Genomic DNA, 21,384 nt, shown 5'->3' with positions numbered 1-21,384 from the left:
TGTGGGGTGATCGATGAGAGGGGTGGCGATGGCGACGCTGCGCGATGTCGCGGAGCTCGCATCCGTCTCGGTGGCCACGGCCTCCAGGGTGCTGAACGGGTCCGCGAGCAATCATCCCGTTTCCGAGTCCGTGCAACAGGCCGTCCGCGCCGCCGCCGCGACGCTGGGGTACACCGCGAGCGCCACGGCTCGCGCCCTTCAGCAGAAGCGCAGCCGCATCATCGGCGTGATCGCGAGCGACATCCTCGACCCGTACTTCGCGGAGATGACCCGCGGCATCGAGGTCGAGGCGACCAGCCGGGGGTACGTGACCGTGCTCGCCAACGCCAACCGCGACCCGCTGCAGGAGCTGGCGCGGTTCCGCGCGCTGCGCGAGCATCAGGCGTCGGGCATCGTGTTCTGCGGAAGCGACATCGAGGGCTCGCCGGGTACCGGACAGCTCGCGAAGGAGGTGAATGCCGCCGTGCAGCAGGGCACCAGCGTCGTGGCACTCGCGCCCCGCGGATTCGCCGCCACCAGCATCGTCGTCGACAACGCGGCGGCCGCGGCGGAGCTCACCTCGTACCTGCTCGGGCTGGGGCACCGCGACATCGCCTTCATCGGCGGCATCCCGGGGCTCACGGCCTCGGAACAGAGACTCATCGGCTACCGGAAGACGATGTTCGACGCAGGCCTCGCGCCACGGGTCGCCGACCCCACCGGCATGAGCCAGGCAGCGGGCAGTCAGTCGATCGAGGCGCTGATCGGGTCAGACCGGATGCCGGATGCGGTCATCTGCAGCAACGACGAAGTCGCGATCGGCGCGCTCGCGGGGCTCTGGCGGGCGGGGTTGCGGGCGCCGGACGACGTCTCCGTCGCCGGGATCGGCGGCACGGCCGGTGGTGAGGTCTTCGATCTCACGACCATGACCCTGCCCCTGGTGGAACTCGGGACGCTCGCTGCGCGCTTCATCGCCGCTCCCGAACCCGTGGCTGCACCCGCTACGGCGCCGCCCGTCAGCCTTCGGGTCGGGACGACGACCGCGCGCCGTCGCTGACGGCGTCAGGCGGTCGACTCCCGCACCACGAGCTCCGCGGCGAACGGTGTCGGCTCTGGCAGGTCGGCCGTGGGATCGGCGAGCTGCTGCAGTAGCGCAGCCCCCGCGGCGCGGCCGATCTCGTACCCCGGCTGCCGCACGCTGGTCAGCGGTACGACGGTCTGGTGTGCCTGGGTGACGTCGTCGAACCCGACGAGCGCGATGTCGTCCGGCACACGGATGCCGTGGCGCAGCAACTGCGTCATCACGCCGATCGCGACCATGTCGTTGGCGGCGAACACGGCATCCGGTCGTTCGGTCGCAGGCAGGGCGGCGAGGCGCGCGCCGACCTCTAGGCCGTCCTCGGTGGCGAGGTGCACCACGTCGACGACCTCGACCGAGGCGTCGCTGCCCTCGACCGCGTCGCGGAGCCCCTGCAGGCGATCGTTCGACTGGCTCACGGTCGGCGCGCCGACGAACAGCAGACGTCGTCGTCCGATGCTCAGCAGGTGCTCACCCGCGAGGCGGCCGCCGCCCCGGTCGTCGAAGAGCACGGATCCCACGGTCTCCGACTCGCGGATCGGTCCGACGACGACCGAGCGGATGCCGCGCTCCGCGAGCTGCTCCAGGCGGGGCACGACGTCGCCGAGCGGGTAGATCACGATCCCCTGCACCCGGTGGGCCTCGAACATGTCGATGTTGCGGCGCTCGAGCTCGCCGTCGCGACTGCTGTTGCTGAAGAACAGCGACCAGCCGCCCTCCCTCGCGACATCCTCGACACCGCGGGAGAGCTCCTGGAAGTAGGGGATCCACGCGTCGAGCAGGATCAGCGCGAGGGTGCGACTCGCGCCGGCGCGCAGTTGGCGAGCCGACTCGTTGGGCACGTACCCGAGCTGCTCGATCGCGGCGCGCACCCTCTCCGAGCTCTGCGCGCCGAGCACGTGCGGGTGGTTGAGGTAGTTCGAGACCGTCGACGAGGACACGCCGGCGAGGGCGGCGACGTCTTTGACGCTGGCGGGCATGGGGGTCCTCCTCGGATGCGCCGGCGCACGGCATCCGACGGCGGCCGGACCAGCCTACTGTGGCGATTGGCACGTGCCAAGAAAGTTCTTGACACGCTCGTCGACCGAACGTAGCGTTGGCCTCCGGATCGAATTGGCACGTGCCAAATCGTTCGAGGCGACGGTGCCGCACACCCGCCTCCGAGGGGTCGCATGAACATCGGATGCCATGGGCTGGTCTGGACGGGGCGCTTCGACGCCGAGGGCATCCGCCTGTCGGTCGAGAGGACGAAGCAGGCCGGTTTCGACCTCATCGAGTTCCCCCTCATGGACCCGTTCGCCTTCGACGTCGATGCGGCGAAGAGCGCCCTCGCCGAGCACGAGCTCGCGGTCAGCGCCTCGCTGGGGCTGTCGGAGGCGACCGACATCACCGGCGCCGATCCTGCCGTCGTGAAGGCGGGGGAGGAGCTGCTGCTCCGTGCGGTGGACGTGGTCGCCGACCTCGGCGGTGAGAACTTCTGCGGTGTCGTCTACAGCGCCATGAAGAAGTACATGGAACCCGTCACCGTCGAGGGGCTCGAGAGCAGCCGACGCACGATCGCCCGCGTCGCGGACCACGCCGCGGAGCGCGGCATCACCGTGTCGCTCGAGGTCGTGAACCGCTATGAGACCAACGTGCTGAACACGGCGCGGCAGGCGCTCGGCTACCTCGCCGAGGTCGACCGGCCGAACCTCGGCATCCACCTCGACACGTACCACATGAACATCGAGGAGTCGGATATGTTCGCGCCGGTGCTGGACGCCGCCCCCGCTCTGCGGTACGTGCACATCGGCGAGAGCCATCGCGGCTACCTCGGCACCGGCACGGTCGACTTCGACACCTTCTTCAAGGCGCTCGGACGGATCGGCTACGACGGGCCGATCGTCTTCGAGTCCTTCTCGTCGGCGGTCGTGGCACCGGATCTCAGCCGGATGTTGGGGATCTGGCGCAATCTGTGGAGCGACAACGACGAGCTCGGGGCGCACGCGAACGCGTTCATCCGCGACAAGCTGACGGCCGTGGACTCGATCCGGCTGCACTGACGCACCGTAATCGCCGCGTTCCGACCTGAAATCGATTTCACATAGACTGGCGGCATCAAGCGCAGGACGTGTCCGACTTGTTATTACAGGCTGTTCCGTTTCGGACGTGGACTAGATACATTTAGATACATCTTGCGGTGGAGACATCGCAGGACGCAGAATTGATCCGATGTTTCCGGACCCGACCGGAGTCATCGGAGAGACGACCTTCAAGGAAGCAGGTGAGCACATGGGTGAGCCCATCCTCAGAGTCGAGGGGATCAGCAAGGGATTCCCCGGCGTGCAGGCGCTCAAGGACGTACACCTCGAGGTGCGTCCCGGTGAGGTCCTCGTCCTCGTCGGAGAGAACGGCGCGGGCAAGTCGACGCTCATGAAGATCCTCTCCGGGATCTACACCAAGGACGAGGGCACGATCACGTTCGAGGGCCGAGAGGTCGAGCTGACCAGTCCGTTGCAGGCGCAGCAGCTCGGCGTCACGATCATCCATCAGGAACTCAACCTGATGCCCGACCTCACCGTGGCGCAGAACATCTTCGTGGGCAGGGAGCCGAAGACCGGACCATTCCTGTCGGAGCGACGGCTCAACTCGCAAACCGCCGAACTGCTGAAGCGTCTCGACATCCGCCTCGACCCCCGCCAGAAGGTCGGCGAGCTCACGGTCGCCGAGCAGCAGATGGTCGAGATCGCCAAGGCGCTGTCGTTCAACGCCAAGGTGCTCATCATGGACGAGCCCACCTCGGCCCTGACCGACTCGGAGGTCGAGACGCTGTTCGTGCTCATCGAGCAGCTCAAGGCATCCGGCACCGGAATCGTCTACATCTCGCACCGCATGGACGAGCTGCGCCGCCTCGCAGACCGGGTCACCGTGCTCCGCGACGGCGCATACATCGGATCACTGGAGAAATCCGAGGTGAGCATCCCGAAGATCATCGAGATGATGGTCGGCCGCGCGATCGACGAGGGGACCCGCCCGCAGGCGCGCGAACACGCGAACGACCCGGTGGTCCTCGACGTGCAGGGGCTGTCGACCAAGAGCCTGCTCAAGGACGTCTCATTCCAGCTGCACCGGGGCGAGATCCTCGGCTTTGCCGGGCTCATGGGTGCGGGACGCACCGAGACCGCCCGAGCGGTCATCGGGGCCGACCGCCGCGACGGCGGCGCCATCACGATCGCCGGGCGTACAGCGCGCATCTCCCAGCCGTCGGATGCCGTGCGGCACGGCGTCGGGTACCTCTCCGAGGACCGCAAGCTGCTCGGCCTCATGCTCGAGCAGGACGTGACGTTCAACACCGTGCTCGCCTCGCTCGGCTCGTACGCGAACGCGATCGGGTGGATGGGCGACGGCAAGGCGAAGAACCGCACCAAGGACTACGTCCAGCAGCTGCGCGTGAAGACCCCATCGGTCAACCAGGTCGTCAAGCTCCTCTCCGGAGGCAACCAGCAGAAGGTCGTCATCGCCCGGTGGCTGATGCGCGACTGCGACATCCTCATCTTCGACGAGCCGACCCGAGGCATCGACGTCGGCGCGAAGGAAGAGATCTACCGCCTCATGCAGCAGCTCGCTGACGCGGGCAAGTCCATCATCGTCATCTCGTCGGAGCTGCCGGAGATCCTCCGCGTCGCGAACCGCATCGCGGTCTTCGCGAACGGCCGCATCACCGGAACCCTCCGCAACGAGGACGCCAGCCAGGAGAAGATCATGCAACTCGCAGCACACGGAGAGGAAGACTGATGAGCGCTCCGCAGAACGGATCGTCCACGACGACGATCATCCAGACGGCCATCGACGAGAACACCGACAAGCGAGACGTCGTCGGGTTCCTCAAGCGCCAGGTCCAGCAGTCGCTCGCGTTCGGCACGCTGATCGTGCTCGTGATCTTCTTCTCGATCGCCAGCCCGAACTTCTTCACCTTCAGCAACATCGCGACGGTGCTGCTCTCGACTGCCGTGATCGGCATCCTCGCCCTCGGCACCACGTTCGTCATCATCACCGGCGGCATCGACCTCTCGATCGGAACCGGTATGGCGCTGTGCGCCGTCATGACCGGTGTGATCGTGACCAACATGGGGCTCCCCGTCTGGGTCGGCGTCATCGGCGGCGTGCTGACCGGTGTGCTCATGGGGCTCGTGAACGGCATCAACATCACGTTCCTGCGCCTCCCGCCGTTCATCGCGACCCTCGCGATGATGATGATCGCCGGCGGTCTGGCGCTCGTGATCTCCAACGTCGCGCCGATCTACTTCTCGACCTCCGCCCCGGACTTCAAGAAGATCGCACTCGGCGTGATCATCCCCGGCATCCCGAACGCCGTGCTCATCACGGCCGCTCTCGCGATCGTGGCGTGGCTCGTGCTCTCGAAGACGCTGCTCGGCCGGTACACCTTCGCGATCGGCTCGAACGAAGAGGCCACCCGCCTCTCGGGAGTGAACACGCGTCGCTGGACGATCTTCATCTACATGTTCGCCGGCGCCTTCACGGGTATCGCGGGCATCGTCATCGCCTCCCGGCTCGACTCCGCCCAGCCGCAGATCGGCATGGGCTACGAGCTGCAGGCCATCGCCGCCGTCATCATCGGCGGCACCTCGCTGCTCGGCGGCCGCGGGTCGATCCTCGGCACCGTGATCGGCGCTCTCATCATGAGCGTGCTCGTCAACGGACTGCGCATCATGTCGATCCAGACCGAGTGGCAGAACATCGTCGTCGGCATCGTCGTGCTGCTCGCGGTGTTCCTCGACTCGCTGCGCAATCGCCAGCACACCTGACGATCCCTCGCAGCACCACGCACCACTGCATGACCCATCCCGAGTACCACCCACCACAGAGAACAATGGAGTTTCCATGAAATTCGGCAAGAAGACCGCATTCGCGGCACTCGTGGCCGCATCCGCCCTCGTGTTCGCCGGCTGCGCCGGCGGCGGTGACGTCATCGAAGAAGGCGGCGGCGACGCGGGCAGCGGCGACGGCGAGATGTACATCGCGCTGGTGTCCAAGGGCTTCCAGCACCAGTTCTGGCAGGCCGTCAAAAAGGGCGCCGAGCAGAAGGCCGAGGAGCTCGGCGTTCGGATCACGTTCGAAGGCCCCGCGGCCGAGACCGAGATCGCGCAGCAGCTCGAGATGCTGACCAGCGCCATCGACAAGAACCCGAACGCCATCGCGTACGCGGCGCTCGACCCCGAGGCGTGCGTCGCCCCGCTCGAGCAGGCGAAGTCGAAGGACATCCCGGTCGTCTACTTCGACGCACCCTGCAACGGCGACGTGGGCCTGAGCCTCGCCGCCACCGACAGCAAGGTCGCCGGCGCGCTGGCCGCCGAGCACATGGCCGAGCTGATCGGCGGATCGGGAGAGGTCGCGATCGTCGGTCACTCGCAGATCAACTCGACCGGTGTCGAGCGTCGTGACGGATTCGTCGAGAAGATCGAGGCGGACTACCCCGACATCGAGATCGTCGACATCCAGTACGGCGACGGCGACCACCTGAAGTCGGCCGACATCGCGAAGACCCTCATCGCGGCGCATCCCGACCTCAAGGGCATCTACGGCACGAACGAGGGCTCCGCGATCGGTGTCGTCAACGCCGTGAACGAGCTCGGCCTCGAGAAGGGCAAGATCACGATCGTCGGCTTCGACTCCGGCGCCGCGCAGATCAACGCCATCAAGGACGGCACGATGGCCGGCGCGATCACGCAGGATCCGATCGGCATCGGCGCTCAGGTCGTGCAGGCGGCGTACGACGCGGCCAACGGCGACTCGGTCGACGAGTTCTACGACACGGGTTCGTACTGGTACGACAAGACGAACCTGGAGGACGAGAAGATCGCCGCGGTCCTGTACGAGTGATCATCTGACGCGAGGGCCCCTCACCCGCGGGTGAGGGGCCCTTTCGTGTGTCCGTGCCGCTGCGCCTCGCGCGAGCCACCCCCTTTCGCGCGAGCCACCCCTCTGCGTCGTGCATGCAGAGGGGTGGCTCGGGCGGAGAGGGGTGGTTCGCGGAGGAGAGGGATGCCGTCAGATGCGGCGCAGGAACGTGAGCTGCGACGACGGCTCGACGATGAGGTCTTGCAGCGCCGCGTTGAACGGGCCGCCGGCGGGGGAGGAGAGGTGCGCCTGGAACGCGGCCTCGTCGCGGTACACCTCGTACACGAAGAACCGGTCGGGGTCGTCGACGAGGCGGGTCGCGTCGAACACGACGTTGCCCTCCTCTTCCCGCACGTGCTCCGCGAAGTCGGCGAGGAGCGCGGCGACGCGATCGCCCTCGCCGGGACGCGCGGTGAAGGTCGCGTGCAGGATGGTCGGCTCGGTCATGCGGGGCTCCTTCAGGGGGTTATGCGGGGCGGGGTCGTGCGGGGTCTGGCGCGTTTCGTCTCACTTCGTTCGCTCGACGACCCGCGGGAGGGGCGGGCGCTCAACGACCCGTGGGGGACGGGAGGGCGAGGAGTCGGGCGGGGTTCGCGCGCAGCATCCGATCGACGGCGTCCTCGCCGACCGCCGCACGCAGGCGGGGCAGATATCGCTCGCCCAGGTAGGCGAGGCCCGGCATGCCGCCGTACGCGATGTAACGGGTGCGGCGGGCGACGTCGCCGCCGAGAACCACGCGATCGACGGCGCCTGCCGCGATGACCGCCTCGGTCAGGGCGAGCAGCTCGGCATCCGATCGGGTGCGCGGCCGCGCGAACCCGTCGTACCCGAGGTAGGCGCCGCGCTCCGCGAGGGAGGCATGCAGGCCGGCGTCCGGATCGCGATCGGCATGCGCCAGCACGACTCGGTCGGCCGAGACCCCCTCGGCGCCGAGCAGGTCGAGCACCTCGTGCGCGGCGGTGCAGAACTCCAGGTGCACCATGATCGCAGCGCCCGTGGCGCGATGCGCCGCGGCGAGGGCGAGCAGCGTCGTGTGTTCGAACCCGCTGATGCGCCAGTAGTCGATGCCGCCCTTGAGCAGACCGGCGCGCACGGGGGAGCCGTCGGGGCCGCAGGCGCGCTCCCCGTCGGGGTCGCCGTCGGCCAGCGGCATCCCGTCGCCGATCTCGCGGATGAACCGCGCGGCGAGCGTCTCGGCATCCGTCGATCGTGTCGGGTGGTCGGCGGCGTAGTGGGCCTCGCGATGGCGTCCGGTCGTGGCGACGATGCGCAGTCCGGTCGACGCACTGATCCGGGCGAGTGCCGCGGGATCGCGGCCGAGACCGAACGGCGTCGCATCGACCATCGCCGCGAAGCCGCTGTCGCGCAGCATCGCCGCTTCGGCGCCCGAGCGCTCCTCGTCGTCGAGCTCGTCGCCCGGCAGCAGCGGTGAGACCTGGAACAGGTGCTCGTGATAGTTCGTCGGGCCGAGCTCGGTCGGCGAGACGTCGCCGAGGACGGTGCGGATCATCGCCGCGCCGACTCCGCCGCCTCGGCGAGACGCTCGACGATCTCGGGGGTGAGGTCGAGCTCGAAGACGTCGGCGACCACCTGCGACCAGCCGTGGATGAAGTAGCGCCACCCGTCGACCACGTGCAGTCCGCGCGCGGCCTCCTGAGCACGGGCCTGATGCAGGAACTCCAGCGACCCGCGGTAGTTGAACTCCCAGACCCAGGCGTCCTCGGGGAAGACGACGTCGTCGGGCAGGGGTGAACCGGGGCGGTCCTTGCCGAGACCCGTCGCGTTCACGATGAGCGATCCGGCCGGGGCGGCGGCGACGAGGGCAGCCGCCTGCTCGACCGAGTCGGTGCGCACGTACTCGATGAACCCGTCGCGCGTGCCGTGCTGTCGGTGCACGTCGCGCAGATGCGTGAGCTTGCCGTCGTCGCGCGCGGTCACGGTCACCTTCGCCGGAGCGTCGGCCCGCTCGGCGAGCGCCCAGCTGAGCGCGGTGCCCGATCCGCCGGCGCCGAGGATGACGACCTCGGCCCCCGTGCGAGCGAAGTGGTCGGCGGGCAGGAAGTCGTTCAACGCCAGGTCGACCGTGATCGGGTCCTTCGCGCGGCCGATCAGACGGTCGCCGCGCTTCGAGATGCTCGAGATCTCGGCGCACGACACCGCGAACGGGTCGAGCTCGTCGAACAGGTCGGATGCCGCGGCGAACACGTTCATCTTGTGGGTCGTCACGAGGGCCCCGCGGTGGTGGGGGTCGTCGCGGATCTGCTCGACCATGGCCCGGTACTGGGCGGGCCCGGCGTCCATCGGGAGGTCGTGTCCGACGAGTTCGGTGGTGGGCAGCCCCAGCACCTCAGCCCATCGGGGGAACACCTGCATGATCGACGACGAGCCGGTGCTCACGCCGACGAAGCCCATGTAGCCGCCGGTCGTGGTGGCGTTCTCGGTGATGGTCATGGTCGGGCCCTTCAGGGTCGGGGGGAGACGAGGTGGGCGGGAGTCGAGCCCGCGAGGACGGCGAGGACGTCGTCGAGAGACATCGAGCCCATGTTGTCGACGGCCTGCGTGGTCTGTGCGCCGAGGTGCGGGGTGACGGTGACGCGCTCGGCCAGGTCGGCGGCCAGGAGGGGGCTGTCGCTCGCGGCCGTGTCGCCGGACAGGGTGTCGGCCGCATACGCGCCGAGGCGCCCGTCGCGGAGCGCCGCGGCCACGGCATCCTCGTCAATGAGATCCGGACGGGCGGTGTTCACCAGCACGATGCCCGGACGGATGCCGTCCAGCCGCGCCGCATCCACGAGCATCTGCCCGCCGGGGGCGTGCAGCGTGATGACGTCGGACGTGCGGAAGAGGTCGTCGAGCGCGATCGGCACGGTGCCGAGCGCGACGATGCGCTCCGGCGCGAGGAACGGATCGGCGGCGAGCACCGCGCAGCCGAAGCCGGTCAGGCGGCGGGCGACTCCCTGGCCGATGCGACCGAAACCGACGATCCCGACGGTCGCCGCGCCCAGTTCGCGTCCGCGGCGGACGCTCCAGTCGCCCCGGCGCACGCGACGATCGCCGTCGGCGATGCACCGCAGCGCGGCGAGCATGAGCCCCACCGTGTGGTCGGCGACGGCGTCGGCGTTCGCGCCGGGGGTGTTCGTGATCGGGATGCCGCGTCGCTCGGCCGCCGCGACGTCGACCGCCTCGGTCCCCACGCCGTAGCGTGCGATGACCTTCAGGTTCGGAGCGGCGTCGAGGTGCGCGTCGGTGACGGGTCCGGTTCCGGCGATCCAGCCGTCTGCCGCCGCGAGCAGCGGGCCGAGCTCGGTGAGTCCATGGTGCGCTGGGCCGCGCACGATCTCGTGCCCGGCCTCCCTGGCGCGCGCGACGAGGTCGAGGTCGCCGTCGGAGAAAGATCTGCTGGTGGCGAGGATCACGCCCATCAGACGCTCCCTGCCGACGGGGCGGCGGCGAACCACGGCGCGAGCGCGTCGTAGGCGGCGGTGAAGCGGCCGTGGCGCTGCGCGTAGACGGCGTGGCGCCCGGCATCCGGAGTGAACTCGGCGGTGACCTCGCTGAGCGCGCGGGCGGCCGAGAAGTCGGCGAGACCGAGTCCGACGGCGCCGGTCACGGCCGCACCGAGGCTGTTCGCCTCCTCGACGATCGTGCGGCGGCGGACGGGCACGCCCCAGATGTCGGCGAGGATGCCGAGCCACACGTCGCTCTGCGCGCCGCCGCCGACGGCGTCGATGCGGTCGATCGCGGCACCCGACTCGCGGAACGCGTGGATGCAGGTGAGCAGGTTGAACGCGACGCCCTCGAGCACGGCGCGGGTGAGGTGCGCCCTCGTATGGTGGCGACCGATCCCGACGAAGGCGCCGCGGGCGGACGGGTTCCAGAGCGGCGACCGCTCGCCGAGCAGGTAGGGGAGGAAGTAGAGGTCCTCGGTGTCGAGGTCGCCGCCGGCGTCTGCCGTGAGCCGGGCGGTCTCGGGGCGCGCGGGGTCGGGGGAGAGGGCCTCGGCGATCCACTGCACCGATGCTCCGCCGGCCTGCATGGTCGCGGTCGGTACGAAGGACCCCGGCACGACGTTGTCGAAGGTCATGGTTCGCATCAGCGGATCGTGCAACGGGGTGGGGCTCGCGAACGATATCCACGACGAGGTGCCGAGGCAGACGTACGCGCCGTCCTCGGGCGCGACGACACCGGAGCCCACCGCGGCGAGCGGTCCGTCACCGCCGCCCATCACGACGCGGACGGTGCGGGGGAGGCCGAGGGCGCCGGCCGCCTCGGCCGTGAGCGTGCCGGCGACCGTCGTCGACTCGAGGATCGCGGGGAACAGAGCCGGGTCGAGGCCGGCGGCACCGAGCACGTCGGCCGACCAGGTGCCCGCGACCTGGTCGTAGGCGTTCGTGCCCGACGCGTCGGAGCGCTCGGTCGCCAAGCGGCCGGTGAGCCGGTAGACGATGTAGTCCTTCGCGACGCAGAAGTGACGCACCTGCGCCCAGACGTCGGGCTCGTTGTCGCGCACCCACATGATCTTTTCGACCGAGTACGTCGGGTTGAGGCGGTGCCCGAGCGCCCGGTAGGCGGGCTCGGCGCCGAGGCGCTGCTCGAGGGCACGGGTCTGCGCGCCCGAGCGGGTGTCGGCCCAGATGATCGCCGGTCGCACCGGGTCGCCGCGCCCATCCAACAGCACCGTGCCCATCATCTGCCCGCTCACGACGAGGCCGACGACCGTCTCGGGGGATGCATCGGCTTTCGCGATCAGCTGCCGGGTGGCTTCGACGACCGCGCCCCACCAGTCCGCCGGGTCCTGCTCGGCGATGCCGCCCGCGGCAAAGTGGGCGGGGTACGGGACGGTGACCGCGGTGACGAGGCGCCCGTCGTCATGGTGCAGCGAGGCCTTGTCGCCCGTGGTGCCCAGATCGTGCGCGATGATCATGCCCGGAGCCTATTCGGCGGTCTCGGGGGCGGTCGCGGTCGTGTCGTACGGTCGCAGCTCGACGCCGTCGGCCGCGCGGTAGGCCCGGGAGCCCATGCCGTGCTCGAGCACCCATCCGTAGTCGTGGCCGGCGCCGCCCGGGTAGACCGCGAGGAACGCGTAGGGCTCGTCACCGGTGTTCACCGAGCGGTGCGCCCATCCGGGCGGGATGTAGCCGATCGTGCCCGGGAGCATGTCGAGCCATTCGGTGCGCTCGCCGTCGAACATGAGGAGCCCGCCGCGGCCCTTCAGAGCGAGGTAGATCTCGCCCTGGTGGTCGGGGTGCTGGTGCCCCTTCGTCATCCAGAGCTCGCCCGAGGTGTCCCCGGACATGATCGTCGTGATCGACTGCGGAAGCTCGCGGCCGATCTCGGGCACGGGCGAGCTCGTGACGGTGTAGACGACGGGGTTCTCACCGTCGGCTGCCGCCTGCCAGGCGCCGTGATCCAGGAAGAGCCCTTCGAGGTCGGACATGCGACGCGTGAGCGTCGGGCCCTCCGGCGAGAGCGTGAGCTTCTCGGCGTCGAAGGCGATCGCCATCGGCTCGATCGGCGGGGTGTGGAACTCGGGCATCGGTGCTCCTCGTCGCGGATGCTGCAGTGCATCGCAGCCTGTAATGACAGGTCGAGTGTACCTGTAATGACAAGTGCTGTCCAACGCTCATCTGCGCGGTGGGGCGAGCACAGATGTGCGGGATCGCGTCAGGATGCCGCGCGCAGCGCCCGCGCGAGATGCGCGCGTCCGTGACGGACGGCATCGGCGAGCACGGCATCCCAGCCGGGGTATTCGGCGTGCCCGGCGGGCAGCACCGCGAGCTCGAGGTCGCCCGCCGCGTTCGCGACGCCGAACTGCCCGGGCGGCGGCACATACTGGTCCCACAGCGCGGCCTCGACCCGCACCGGGATCTCCGCGAAGCCCAGGGTGCTGGATGCGTCGAACGGGCGCAGCTGCTCCCTCGCCTCCGGATGCTCCGCGACGTGGGCGCGGATCACCTCGCCGCTGCCGAGGCACGGCACTGCCAGGCGTTCGTCGTACTGCCCGAAGCTCGGCACGATGAGCGTCGCACCCACGTAGCGATCGTCCCACGGGACGCCGAGCGCGCCGATGCCGCCGCCGAAGCTCTCACCGACGTAGTACAGCGGCAGGTCTCCGGCGAGGGCGAGGAGCGTGTCGGCGGCGAGCCACAGGTCCCGCGCGCACAGCCCGAGGACGTACCGGTCGCGGTCGTCGAGCCCGGCGAGCACGTGCTGCTCCACCGGCTCCGGAGCGCCGACGCCGGGGTTCAGCGTCGGCAGGCCCCTGGCGACGGGGAAGATCGCCGCCGCGTCATCCGGCACCCGCGAAAGGTCGATCGCGTCACGGCCGCCGTAGCCGTGCGAGTGCACGATGCCCACGCGGGCCGGTTCGGTCGCCGGACCGACCAGCCAGGAGCGGAGGCGGATGCCGTCGGCGCCGGCGTGCTCGACGATCGAGACGCTCCGCCCGTCGACGGCCGCGGTCGAGAGGGTTTGCGGCGCGGCATCCACCGTCCTCGCCTCCGCTCGCCAGCGGCGCCACATCTCGGCGAGGTCGGTCGGCGGCGCGACGGGGGCAACCTGCCGCAGTGCGTGCTCGTCGAAGCCGTAGGTGCCGTCGAACGCGGCATCCGGGAACCAGGAATCGTAGGGCGCGGGGAAGGGCATGGCCTGGTCGACGTTACCCGAGGCCGGGCGCGCCGAGATCAGGATGTTCGCCCGAGATCAGGACGGCGTGGCGCGGATGTTCCTGATGTCGGGCGAGGTTCCTGATCTCAGGAGGGAGCGGGAGAGAGGGGAGGGGCGGAGACGGCTCAGGCGTGGGCCCGCCGGGCCCGGTACGCGGCGACCGCATTGCGGTTCGTGCAGGTCGGCGAGCAGAAGCGCTTCGAGCGGTTGCGCGAGAGGTCGAGCGCGAGCGCCTCGCATGTCTCGTCGTCGCAGACCGAGATGCGCGATCCCTCGTCTGCGCGGATCACGTCGATCAGCGCCATCGCGGTCTCGATGAGCACGCGCTCGGCCAGCGGGCGGTCGTCGGCGACGGCGTGCAGGTGCCAGTCGGCCTCGTCGTGGCGCACGAGGCGCGGGGTGAGCCGCGCCTCGGCGAGGGCGGCGTTCACATGCTCGGCCATGTCATCGCGGGGCGCGAGCAGCATGGCGCGCAGCTGAGGGCGGATGCCGCGCAGTGCGGCGAGCTCGGCGTCGTCGCGGTCGAGCCTGCCGGAATAGGGGAACTCGGCGAGGAAGCGGTGCTCGTCGTCGGGGGTCTGCAGGGTCTCGGGGTCTTCGGCCGAGTTGACGAGCCAGACGGCCGCGCGGAGCGCCTCTTCGGTGTCATCGGTGAAGATCATATTGACACCTTACTCCGTGCATGAGTAGTGTCACTTCTCATGAGCACTGTCACCGATGACCGGAAGGTCGCGGGCGTGCGCCTCGGCTTGCCGCTGGCGGTCGCGGCGGCCTTCTCGTTCGGCATGTCGGGTGCCTGGGCGCGCGGACTCATCGACGCCGGGTGGTCGCCCGGCGCGGCCGTCACCGTGCGTGTGTGGGTTGCGGCGCTGGTGCTGCTGATCCCCGCGGTCCTGTCGCTCCGTGGCCGATGGGGTGCGCTGCGCAAGAACGCCGGGATGGTGGCCGCGTACGGACTCCTCGCCGTCGCAGCGACACAGCTCTGCTACTTCCAGGCCGTTGCCGTGATGGACGTCGGCATCGCCCTGCTCATCGAGTACACGGCGCCGATCGCCGTCATCCTCTGGTTGTGGCTGCGCCGGGGCGAGAAGCCGAGCCGGCGCAGCGTGATCGGAGCGGTGATCGCCTTCGCCGGACTCGTCCTCATGCTCGACATCGTCACGGGCGCCGAGGTCAACGTGCCCGGCATCCTCTGGGCGCTCGCCGCGATGGTCGGGGCCGCGACCTACTTCCTGCTCTCGGCGAAAGCCGACACCGGGCTGCCGCCCATCGCGCTCGCCGGTGGGGGCCTGCTGCTCGGAGCGGTGGGGCTCACGGTCGCCGGCGCCGTCGGCATCCTTCCCCTCGCCTGGACTACCGACGACATCGCCTACCGCTTCGGCACCGTGCCGTGGTTCGTCCCGGTGCTCGCGATCGGCCTCATCGCAACGGCGCTCGCCTACCTGCTCGGCATCGCGTCGACCAGGATGCTGGGGTCGCGCCTCGCCTCGTTCATCGCCCTGTCGGAGGTCGTGGCGGCGCTGCTGTTCGGCTGGCTGCTGCTCGGCCAGCTCCCCGATCTGCTGCAGGCGCTCGGCGGGGCGCTCGTGCTGGTCGGCGTCGTGGTGGTGAAGCTGGGAGAGCCGGCGCCGACGGATGCGGCTCTCCCCGCCGTTCGGTTGGCGCCTGCTGCCGGAATCCGCGACGAGTAGCCGCAACTGGTGCCCACCGAAGCGTGTGTATACGTGAGGTGCCTCGGGAGGACAGTCTGAGACGACGGGTGCGCTTTGTGTATACACTGAGGGCATGTCCGCGGTCTCGACCGAACGTCTGAGCGCGAGTCGTCGCGCCTACGCGACGCTGCTCGACGAGATCCAGTCCGGGGACCTTCCGTCGGGATCCGTGCTCGGCGAGGTCGAGCAGGCCGCCCGGCTCGGCGTCAGCCGCACCCCGATGCGGGAGGCGCTCCGCCGACTCGCGTCCGACGGGCTCGTCGTGCAGCAGTCACCTCGCGTCACCGTCGTGGCGGACCTGGACGCCGACGACATCCGCGCGCTCTTCGAGATCCGTCGGGCCCTGGAGGAGACCTCGGCGCGGCTCGCCGCGCAGCGCGGGGATGCCGAGCTGTTCGCCGCCCTCGTGCAGGAGTTCGCGCAGGTCGAGCTCGACGCTCCCGCGGGACGCGAGGACTACTACGCGCTCATCGCCCGCTTCGACGCGGCCCTCGACGCGGCCGTCGCCAACGACTACATCGCGTCAGCTCTGCGCACCGTGCGCACCCACCTGGTGCGGGTCCGGCGCATGGCGAAGGACAAGCCTGCGCGGCTCGCCGCCTCGGCCGCCGAGCACCGCACGATCGCCGAAGCGCTGGCGGCGCGCGACGGCGACCTCGCCGCTCACGCGACGCACGTGCACCTGCACAACGCGCTCACCGGCATCCTCGAGACACTGAACGAAGGAGAGAAATGACCGTCACGCATCACGTCCGCGTCCACCCGAGCTCCGAGAACCTCGCGCGCGAGGACCAGCTCGCCTGGAAGATCGCCGAGGTCGCCGCCGACCCGGCGGAGATCGAGCGGACGGTCGTCGACATGATCATCAACCGCATCATCGACAACGCCTCGGTCGCCGCGGCATCCCTCACACGTGCGCCGATCGTCGCCGCTCGTGCGCAGGCGTTCAGTCACCCCGTCTCGACCGGCGGGGCCGGGGCGAACCTCTTCGGCGCCTCGCTCGACGACCGCACGAGTCCCGAATGGGCGGCGTGGGCGAACGGGGTCGCCGTGCGTGAGCTGGACTATCACGACACGTTCCTCGCGGCCGAGTACTCCCACCCCGGCGACAACATTCCGCCGATCCTCGCGGTGGCCCAGCACACAGGCAAGGACGGCCGGGCGCTCGTGCGCGGCATCGCGACCGGTTACGAGATCCAGATGGACCTCGTGCGAGCGATCTGCCTGCACAGGCACAAGATCGACCACGTGGCGCACCTCGGACCGTCGGCGGCCGCCGGCATCGGCGCCCTGCTCGGACTCGATGTCGAGACCATCTACCAGGCCGTCGGCCAGGCGCTGCACACGACCACGGCGACCCGGCAGAGCCGCAAGGGCGAGATCTCGACCTGGAAGGCGCATGCCCCGGCGTTCGCGGGCAAGATGGCGGTCGAGGCCGTCGACCGCGCGATGCGCGGCCAGACCAGCCCCGCCCCGATCTACGAGGGTGAGGACGGCGTGATCGCCTGGATGCTCGACGGCAAGGACGCCGCGTACGAGGTGCCGCTCCCGGCATCCGGCGAGCCGAAGCGCGCGATCCTCGACTCGTACACGAAGGAGCACTCCGCCGAGTACCAGGCCCAGGCGTGGATCGACCTCGCCCGCCGTCTGGGCACCGCGAATCCGGCTCTGCGCGACCCCGCGAACATCGAGAGCATCGTGCTGCACACCAGCCACCACACGCACAACGTGATCGGTTCGGGGGCCGGCGATCCGCAGAAGTACGACCCGACGGCCTCCCGCGAGACGTTGGACCACTCGATCCCGTACATCTTCGCGGTCGCCCTGCAGGACGGCGGCTGGCACCACGTGGACTCCTACACGCCGGAGCGGGCCGGCCGCGCCGACACGGTTGCACTGTGGCACAAGATCACGACGGCCGAGGATGCCGAGTGGACGCGTCGCTACCACTCCGAGGACCCCGACGTGAAGGCGTTCGGAGGCCGCGTGGAGTTCCGCCTCAGCGACGGCACCACCGTCGTCGACGAGATCGCCGTCGCCGACGCGCATCCGCTCGGCGCCCGCCCGTTCGCGCGCGAGAACTACATCGCGAAGTTCCGCCTGCTCGCGGGGCCGGTGCTCGAGGCCGCCGAGATCGAGCGCTTCCTCGAGCTCGTGCAGCGCCTGCCCGAACTCACCCCTGCGGAGGTCGGCGAGTTGTCGATCGTCGCGAAGCCCGGGCTGCTCGACGCAGCAGAGGCGCCGGAGGGGCTGTTCTGATGCTGTACTCCACGACGACGCCCGCCGAAAAGCGGCGGCTGTTCCGTGAGCGCATCGCCTCGGGGGAGCTGCTGCGCTTCCCCGGCGCGTTCAACCCGCTGAGCGCCAGGCTCATCGAGCAGAAGGGTTTCGACGGCGTCTACATCTCGGGCGCCGTGCTGTCTGCCGACCTGGGCCTGCCCGACATCGGCCTCACGACGCTGACCGAGGTCGCCGGGCGCGCGAATCAGATCGCCCGCATGACCGACATCCCCGCGATCGTCGACGCCGACACCGGCTTCGGCGAGCCGATGAACGTCGCCCGCACGATTCAGGAGCTCGAAGACGCCGGACTCGCCGGTACCCACATCGAGGACCAGATCAACCCCAAGCGCTGCGGCCACCTCGACGGCAAGAGCGTGGTCGACGAGGGCACGGCGATCAAGCGCGTCCGCGCCGCCGCCGACGCACGTCGCGACGAGAACTTCCTCATCATGGCCCGCACCGACATCCGCGCCATCGACGGACTGGACGCCGCGATCGATCGCGCCAAGGCGCTGGTGGATGCGGGTGCCGATGCGATCTTCCCCGAGGCGATGCGCGACCTCTCCGAGTTCGAGGTCATGGCGAACGCGCTCGACGTGCCGATCCTGGCCAACATGACCGAGTTCGGCAAGAGCGACCTGTTCTCGACGACGCAGCTGCAGGCGGCGGGGGTGAGCATGGTGATCTGGCCGGTCTCGCTGCTGCGCATCGCGATGGGCGCGGCGGGCCGCGCTCTCGATACGCTGAACGACGAGGGGCACCTGACCTCGAAGCTCGGCGAGATGCAGCACCGCGCCGATCTCTACGACCTGATCGACTACGAGTCGTACAACCACTTCGACTCCGGGGTCTTCAACTTCACACTCGACAACACCGATCGCTGAGCGCAGCGAAGCGGACATCCGACCCGGTTGCTGAGCGAGGAGCGAAGCGACGAGTCGAAGTACACGAAGGAGTGAGCATGAGCGAACCGGACATCAGGAAGGGCCTCGCGGGGGTCGTCGTCGACACCACGGCGATCTCGAAGGTCAACCCCGAGACGAACAGCCTGCTCTATCGCGGGTACCCGGTGCAGGAGTTGGCCGACACCCAGCCGTTCGAGGCCGTCGCCTACCTGCTGTGGCACGGTGAGCTGCCGACGCCCGACGAGCTCGCCGCATTCCGCCACGAGGAGCGAACGCACCGCGCGCTCGCCGAGAACGTGAAGCAGGCGATCGACCTCGTCCCGCTCGAGGCGCACCCCATGGACGAGGTGCGCACGGCCGTCAGCGTCATCGGCGCCTCCGACCCCGGCGCCGGAGGATCGGTGCTGAACGCGGGCGGGAGCCCGGAGGAGAACCTCGAGCGCAGCATCCGCCTCTTCGCCGCTCTTCCGGCGATCGTCGCCTACGGTCAGCGTCGCCGTCGCGGTCACGCGATCGTCGAGCCGCGCGACGACCTCGACTACTCCTCGAACTTCCTCTGGATGACGTTCGGCGAGGAGCCGGACCCCGTGGTCGTCGACGCCTTCAACCGCTCGATGATCCTGTACGCGGAGCACTCGTTCAACGCGTCGACCTTCACCGCCCGCGTGATCACCTCGACCCTCAGCGACCTGTACTCTGCGGTCGTCGGCGCGATCGGCGCCCTCAAGGGTCCGCTGCACGGCGGCGCGAACGAAGCCGTGCTGCACATCTTCGACGAGATCGGGGATGCCGGGAACGTCGAGGCATGGCTCGACAAGGCGCTCGCCGAGAAGCGCAAGATCATGGGCTTCGGACACCGCGTGTACAAGAAGGGCGACTCGCGCGTGCCGACCATGAAGGCCGCGCTCGACACCCTGGTCGAGCACTACGACAGGCCCGAGGTCGCCGCGCTGTACGACGCCCTGGAATCGGAGTTCGTCGCGCGGAAGGGCATCTACCCGAACCTCGATTACCCGTCGGGACCGGCGTACAACCTCATCGGCTTCGACACGCTCACGTTCACGCCGCTGTTCGTCGCCGCGCGGGTCACCGGCTGGACCGCGCACGTCATCGAGCAGGCGGGGGCGAACGCGCTGATCCGTCCGCTCTCGCACTACGACGGCGTCGACGAGAGGCACGTCCAGGGCTGACGCGACGGACGCCGTAGCGCGATCGGATGCCGGAATCAAGCGGTCGCGCCGAATCGCGTCGGAGGAGTATCACTGATCCGGGACCTCGGTGGTCCTGTGTGAAGGAGGCTCCATGTCCGCATCCGATGTGCCGGTGAAAAAGGTCCGGTCCCTCGTTCCCGCCCGGATGGACCGGCTCCCGTGGGCGCGTTTCCACTGGATGATCGTCGTCGGACTGGGGTTCTCCTGGATCCTCGACGGCCTCGAGGTGCAGATCGTCGCCGCGAACGGCTACGCGGCGACCCTCGGCATGGGCCCGGCCGAGGTCGGTCTGGCCGGCACCTGCTACCTGCTCGGCCAGGTCTTCGGCGCGCTCGTGTTCGGGCGCCTCACCGACCGTCTCGGCCGCAAGAAGCTCTTCATCCTGTCGCTGGTTGTCTATCTCGTCGGCTCCGCCGTCGCCGGTCTCGCATTCGCGCCCTGGTTCTTCTACATCTGGCGCTTCGTCGCCGGCGCCGGCATCGGCGGCGAGTACGCCGCGATCAACTCGGCGATCGACGAGATCATCCCCGCGAAGTACCGGGGACGCGTCGACATCGCGATCAACGGCACCTACTGGGGCGGTGCCGCCCTGGGTGCCGTCGCGAACCTGTTCTTCCTGAACACCGACATCCTCCCGCAGGACCTCGGCTGGCGCCTCAGCTTCTTCCTGGGGCCGGTGCTCGGCATCCTGATCATCTGGCTGCGCCGTCACATCCCCGAGAGCCCGCGCTGGCAGATGACGCACGGCCGTGAGGACGAGGCCGAGCGGAACGTCGACGGCATCGAGCAGCGCATTCGCGAGGAGGGCAGGGAGATCCCGCCCGTCGACGAGTCGAAGGCGATCACGGTGAAGGAGTACGGTCAGGTGCCGTTCCTCGTGATCGCGAAGGTGCTCTTCAAGAAGTATCCGCGGCGGACCCTCGTCGGGATCACGATGATGGTGACGCAGTCGTTCCTCTACAACGCGATCTTCTTCACCTACGCGCTCGTGCTCGAGAACTTCTACGACACCCCGCCGGCGTCGGCCTCGCAGTACTTCATCATCTTCGCGGTCGGCAACCTCGCCGGCGCACTCGTGCTCGGACACTTCTTCGACACGTGGGGACGGCGGCGGATGCTGTTCCTCACCTACGTGCTCGCGGGGTCGATCCTGCTCGTCAGCGCGTTCCTGTTCAACGCGGGAGTCCTGAACGCGGGCACCCACACGGCGTTCTGGTGCGCGTCCTTCTTCTTCGCCTCCGCCGGCGCCTCGGCGGCATACCTCACGGTCAGTGAGATCTTCCCGCTGGAGCTGCGCAGCCAGGTCATCTCTTACGTCTTCTCGATCGGTCAGCTCGTCGGCGCGATCGCTCCGGTGCTCTACGGCTCGCTGATCGGTCAGAGCGCCGAGACCGGAGACCGCGGTCCGCTGTTCTGGGGGTACGTGCTCGGCTCGGGGATCATGATCTTCGGCGGGGTCGTCTGCGGTCTCTTCGGCGTGAGCGCGGCGGGCAAGTCCCTGGAGGACATCGCCGACCCGCTGTCCCTCGTCGAATCAGGAGACAAGCCGGTGACCCACGACGGAGGTCGTTGAGCGAGGGTGCCGCGTTTCGTCTCGCTCCGCTCGCTCAACGACCGGTGGGATCCCGGTGGTTGAGCGAGGAGCGAAGCACCGA

Annotated in this window: 20 protein-coding genes; 11 read left to right on the top strand and 9 right to left on the bottom strand. The window is 69.4% G+C overall.

The genetic code is table 11. The features are described from left to right. Positions 1–28 precede the first annotated feature (28 nt). Positions 29–1,036 carry a LacI family DNA-binding transcriptional regulator gene (locus M3195_RS13815; RefSeq protein WP_251588437.1) on the top strand — a complete coding sequence of 336 codons (1,008 nt, stop codon included), beginning with the start codon at positions 29–31 and terminating at the stop codon, positions 1,034–1,036. Between the two features lie 5 nt (positions 1,037–1,041). On the opposite strand, the gene M3195_RS13810 is transcribed toward M3195_RS13815, so the two are convergent. Further along, positions 1,042–2,037, bottom strand: a complete 996-nt coding sequence (locus M3195_RS13810; RefSeq protein ID WP_251588436.1) for a LacI family DNA-binding transcriptional regulator — start codon at positions 2,035–2,037, stop codon at positions 1,042–1,044. A 192-nt stretch (positions 2,038–2,229) separates the two neighbouring features. On the opposite strand from M3195_RS13810, the gene M3195_RS13805 reads away from it, so the two are divergent. The 4 genes from M3195_RS13805 (at position 2,230) to M3195_RS13790 (ending at position 6,937) form a co-directional block, all read left to right on the top strand. After that, entirely contained in the window at positions 2,230–3,099 is an 870-nt protein-coding gene (locus tag M3195_RS13805; protein WP_251588434.1) for a sugar phosphate isomerase/epimerase family protein, read from the top strand. 169 nt (positions 3,100–3,268) lie between these two features. Continuing rightward, positions 3,269–4,831 carry a sugar ABC transporter ATP-binding protein gene (locus M3195_RS13800; protein WP_251588432.1) on the top strand — a complete coding sequence of 521 codons (1,563 nt, stop codon included), beginning with the start codon at positions 3,269–3,271 and terminating at the stop codon, positions 4,829–4,831. After that, a complete protein-coding gene (locus tag M3195_RS13795; RefSeq protein WP_251588430.1) occupies positions 4,831–5,862 on the top strand; it encodes an ABC transporter permease in 1,032 nt (343 codons plus the stop codon). The genes M3195_RS13800 and M3195_RS13795 overlap by 1 nt, the downstream gene beginning before the upstream one ends. A gap of 76 nt (positions 5,863–5,938) precedes the next feature. Then, positions 5,939–6,937 (top strand): ABC transporter substrate-binding protein, encoded by a 999-nt coding sequence (locus M3195_RS13790; protein ID WP_251588428.1) that lies wholly within the window; start codon positions 5,939–5,941, stop codon positions 6,935–6,937. Between the two features lie 168 nt (positions 6,938–7,105). Here M3195_RS13790 and M3195_RS13785 read toward each other — a convergent pair whose 3' ends face one another. From M3195_RS13785 to M3195_RS13750, 8 genes are all read right to left on the bottom strand, one after another. Then, entirely contained in the window at positions 7,106–7,402 is a 297-nt protein-coding gene (locus tag M3195_RS13785; protein WP_251588425.1) for a putative quinol monooxygenase, read from the bottom strand. Between the two features lie 100 nt (positions 7,403–7,502). Beyond that, a complete protein-coding gene (locus M3195_RS13780) occupies positions 7,503–8,465 on the bottom strand; it encodes a phosphotriesterase family protein (RefSeq protein ID WP_251588423.1) in 963 nt (320 codons plus the stop codon). Further along, complete coding sequence (locus M3195_RS13775) at positions 8,462–9,406, bottom strand: shikimate dehydrogenase family protein (RefSeq protein ID WP_251588421.1); 945 nt, start codon at positions 9,404–9,406, stop codon at positions 8,462–8,464. The genes M3195_RS13780 and M3195_RS13775 overlap by 4 nt, the downstream gene beginning before the upstream one ends. A gap of 11 nt (positions 9,407–9,417) precedes the next feature. After that, the gene (locus M3195_RS13770; protein ID WP_251588419.1) at positions 9,418–10,374 is read right to left on the bottom strand and encodes an NAD(P)-dependent oxidoreductase; all 957 of its coding nucleotides are present in this window, start codon (positions 10,372–10,374) and stop codon (positions 9,418–9,420) included. After that, positions 10,374–11,876 carry a xylulokinase gene (gene xylB / locus M3195_RS13765; protein WP_251588417.1) on the bottom strand — a complete coding sequence of 501 codons (1,503 nt, stop codon included), beginning with the start codon at positions 11,874–11,876 and terminating at the stop codon, positions 10,374–10,376. Before xylB ends, M3195_RS13770 begins: the two co-directional genes overlap by 1 nt. A 9-nt stretch (positions 11,877–11,885) precedes the next feature. Next, complete coding sequence (locus M3195_RS13760; RefSeq protein ID WP_251588415.1) at positions 11,886–12,488, bottom strand: glucose-6-phosphate isomerase family protein; 603 nt, start codon at positions 12,486–12,488, stop codon at positions 11,886–11,888. A gap of 128 nt (positions 12,489–12,616) precedes the next feature. Further along, the gene (locus M3195_RS13755) at positions 12,617–13,597 is read right to left on the bottom strand and encodes an acetylxylan esterase (RefSeq protein ID WP_251588410.1); all 981 of its coding nucleotides are present in this window, start codon (positions 13,595–13,597) and stop codon (positions 12,617–12,619) included. A 146-nt stretch (positions 13,598–13,743) separates the two neighbouring features. Beyond that, positions 13,744–14,280 carry a CGNR zinc finger domain-containing protein gene (locus tag M3195_RS13750; protein ID WP_251588409.1) on the bottom strand — a complete coding sequence of 179 codons (537 nt, stop codon included), beginning with the start codon at positions 14,278–14,280 and terminating at the stop codon, positions 13,744–13,746. A gap of 39 nt (positions 14,281–14,319) precedes the next feature. Here M3195_RS13750 and M3195_RS13745 point away from each other — a divergent pair, with 39 nt between their 5' ends. The 6 genes from M3195_RS13745 (at position 14,320) to M3195_RS13720 (ending at position 21,302) form a co-directional block, all read left to right on the top strand. Next, on the top strand, positions 14,320–15,309 hold the full coding sequence (locus M3195_RS13745) for an EamA family transporter (RefSeq protein WP_251588408.1): 990 nt from the start codon (positions 14,320–14,322) through the stop codon (positions 15,307–15,309). A gap of 94 nt (positions 15,310–15,403) precedes the next feature. After that, complete coding sequence (locus M3195_RS13740) at positions 15,404–16,066, top strand: GntR family transcriptional regulator (protein WP_251588407.1); 663 nt, start codon at positions 15,404–15,406, stop codon at positions 16,064–16,066. Continuing rightward, entirely contained in the window at positions 16,063–17,589 is a 1,527-nt protein-coding gene (locus M3195_RS13735; protein ID WP_251588406.1) for an MmgE/PrpD family protein, read from the top strand. Before M3195_RS13740 ends, M3195_RS13735 begins: the two co-directional genes overlap by 4 nt. Further along, complete coding sequence (prpB, locus tag M3195_RS13730) at positions 17,589–18,497, top strand: methylisocitrate lyase (RefSeq protein WP_251588404.1); 909 nt, start codon at positions 17,589–17,591, stop codon at positions 18,495–18,497. Before M3195_RS13735 ends, prpB begins: the two co-directional genes overlap by 1 nt. A gap of 77 nt (positions 18,498–18,574) precedes the next feature. Continuing rightward, entirely contained in the window at positions 18,575–19,708 is a 1,134-nt protein-coding gene (locus tag M3195_RS13725; RefSeq protein ID WP_251588403.1) for a bifunctional 2-methylcitrate synthase/citrate synthase, read from the top strand. A 112-nt stretch (positions 19,709–19,820) separates the two neighbouring features. Then, positions 19,821–21,302 carry an MFS transporter gene (locus M3195_RS13720; RefSeq protein ID WP_251588402.1) on the top strand — a complete coding sequence of 494 codons (1,482 nt, stop codon included), beginning with the start codon at positions 19,821–19,823 and terminating at the stop codon, positions 21,300–21,302. Positions 21,303–21,384: the final 82 nt, after the last annotated feature.

The organism is Microbacterium hydrocarbonoxydans (genome assembly GCF_023715885.1).
Taxonomy (GTDB): Bacteria; Actinomycetota; Actinomycetes; order Actinomycetales; family Microbacteriaceae; genus Microbacterium; species Microbacterium hydrocarbonoxydans_C.
Note: the sequence above shows the minus strand (reverse complement) of the source record. Positions and strands in the feature narration are given on the sequence as shown.

Excerpts from the sequence above, each read along its gene's own strand:
- M3195_RS13740 (WP_251588407.1), top strand. The coding sequence starts at position 15,404 with ATGTCCGCGGTCTCGACCGAACGTCTGAGCGCGAGTCGTCGCGCCTAC.
- M3195_RS13785 (WP_251588425.1), bottom strand. The coding sequence starts at position 7,402 with ATGACCGAGCCGACCATCCTGCACGCGACCTTCACCGCGCGTCCCGGC.
- M3195_RS13810 (WP_251588436.1), bottom strand. The coding sequence starts at position 2,037 with ATGCCCGCCAGCGTCAAAGACGTCGCCGCCCTCGCCGGCGTGTCCTCG.
- M3195_RS13735 (WP_251588406.1), top strand. The coding sequence starts at position 16,063 with ATGACCGTCACGCATCACGTCCGCGTCCACCCGAGCTCCGAGAACCTC.
- M3195_RS13725 (WP_251588403.1), top strand. The coding sequence starts at position 18,575 with ATGAGCGAACCGGACATCAGGAAGGGCCTCGCGGGGGTCGTCGTCGAC.
- M3195_RS13720 (WP_251588402.1), top strand. The coding sequence starts at position 19,821 with ATGTCCGCATCCGATGTGCCGGTGAAAAAGGTCCGGTCCCTCGTTCCC.
- M3195_RS13805 (WP_251588434.1), top strand. The coding sequence starts at position 2,230 with ATGAACATCGGATGCCATGGGCTGGTCTGGACGGGGCGCTTCGACGCC.
- prpB (WP_251588404.1), top strand. The coding sequence starts at position 17,589 with ATGCTGTACTCCACGACGACGCCCGCCGAAAAGCGGCGGCTGTTCCGT.
- M3195_RS13790 (WP_251588428.1), top strand. The coding sequence starts at position 5,939 with ATGAAATTCGGCAAGAAGACCGCATTCGCGGCACTCGTGGCCGCATCC.
- M3195_RS13750 (WP_251588409.1), bottom strand. The coding sequence starts at position 14,280 with ATGATCTTCACCGATGACACCGAAGAGGCGCTCCGCGCGGCCGTCTGG.
- M3195_RS13760 (WP_251588415.1), bottom strand. The coding sequence starts at position 12,488 with ATGCCCGAGTTCCACACCCCGCCGATCGAGCCGATGGCGATCGCCTTC.
- M3195_RS13770 (WP_251588419.1), bottom strand. The coding sequence starts at position 10,374 with ATGGGCGTGATCCTCGCCACCAGCAGATCTTTCTCCGACGGCGACCTC.
- M3195_RS13775 (WP_251588421.1), bottom strand. The coding sequence starts at position 9,406 with ATGACCATCACCGAGAACGCCACCACGACCGGCGGCTACATGGGCTTC.
- M3195_RS13800 (WP_251588432.1), top strand. The coding sequence starts at position 3,269 with ATGTTTCCGGACCCGACCGGAGTCATCGGAGAGACGACCTTCAAGGAA.
- M3195_RS13795 (WP_251588430.1), top strand. The coding sequence starts at position 4,831 with ATGAGCGCTCCGCAGAACGGATCGTCCACGACGACGATCATCCAGACG.
- M3195_RS13755 (WP_251588410.1), bottom strand. The coding sequence starts at position 13,597 with ATGCCCTTCCCCGCGCCCTACGATTCCTGGTTCCCGGATGCCGCGTTC.
- M3195_RS13780 (WP_251588423.1), bottom strand. The coding sequence starts at position 8,465 with ATGATCCGCACCGTCCTCGGCGACGTCTCGCCGACCGAGCTCGGCCCG.
- M3195_RS13815 (WP_251588437.1), top strand. The coding sequence starts at position 29 with ATGGCGACGCTGCGCGATGTCGCGGAGCTCGCATCCGTCTCGGTGGCC.
- xylB (WP_251588417.1), bottom strand. The coding sequence starts at position 11,876 with ATGATCATCGCGCACGATCTGGGCACCACGGGCGACAAGGCCTCGCTG.
- M3195_RS13745 (WP_251588408.1), top strand. The coding sequence starts at position 14,320 with ATGAGCACTGTCACCGATGACCGGAAGGTCGCGGGCGTGCGCCTCGGC.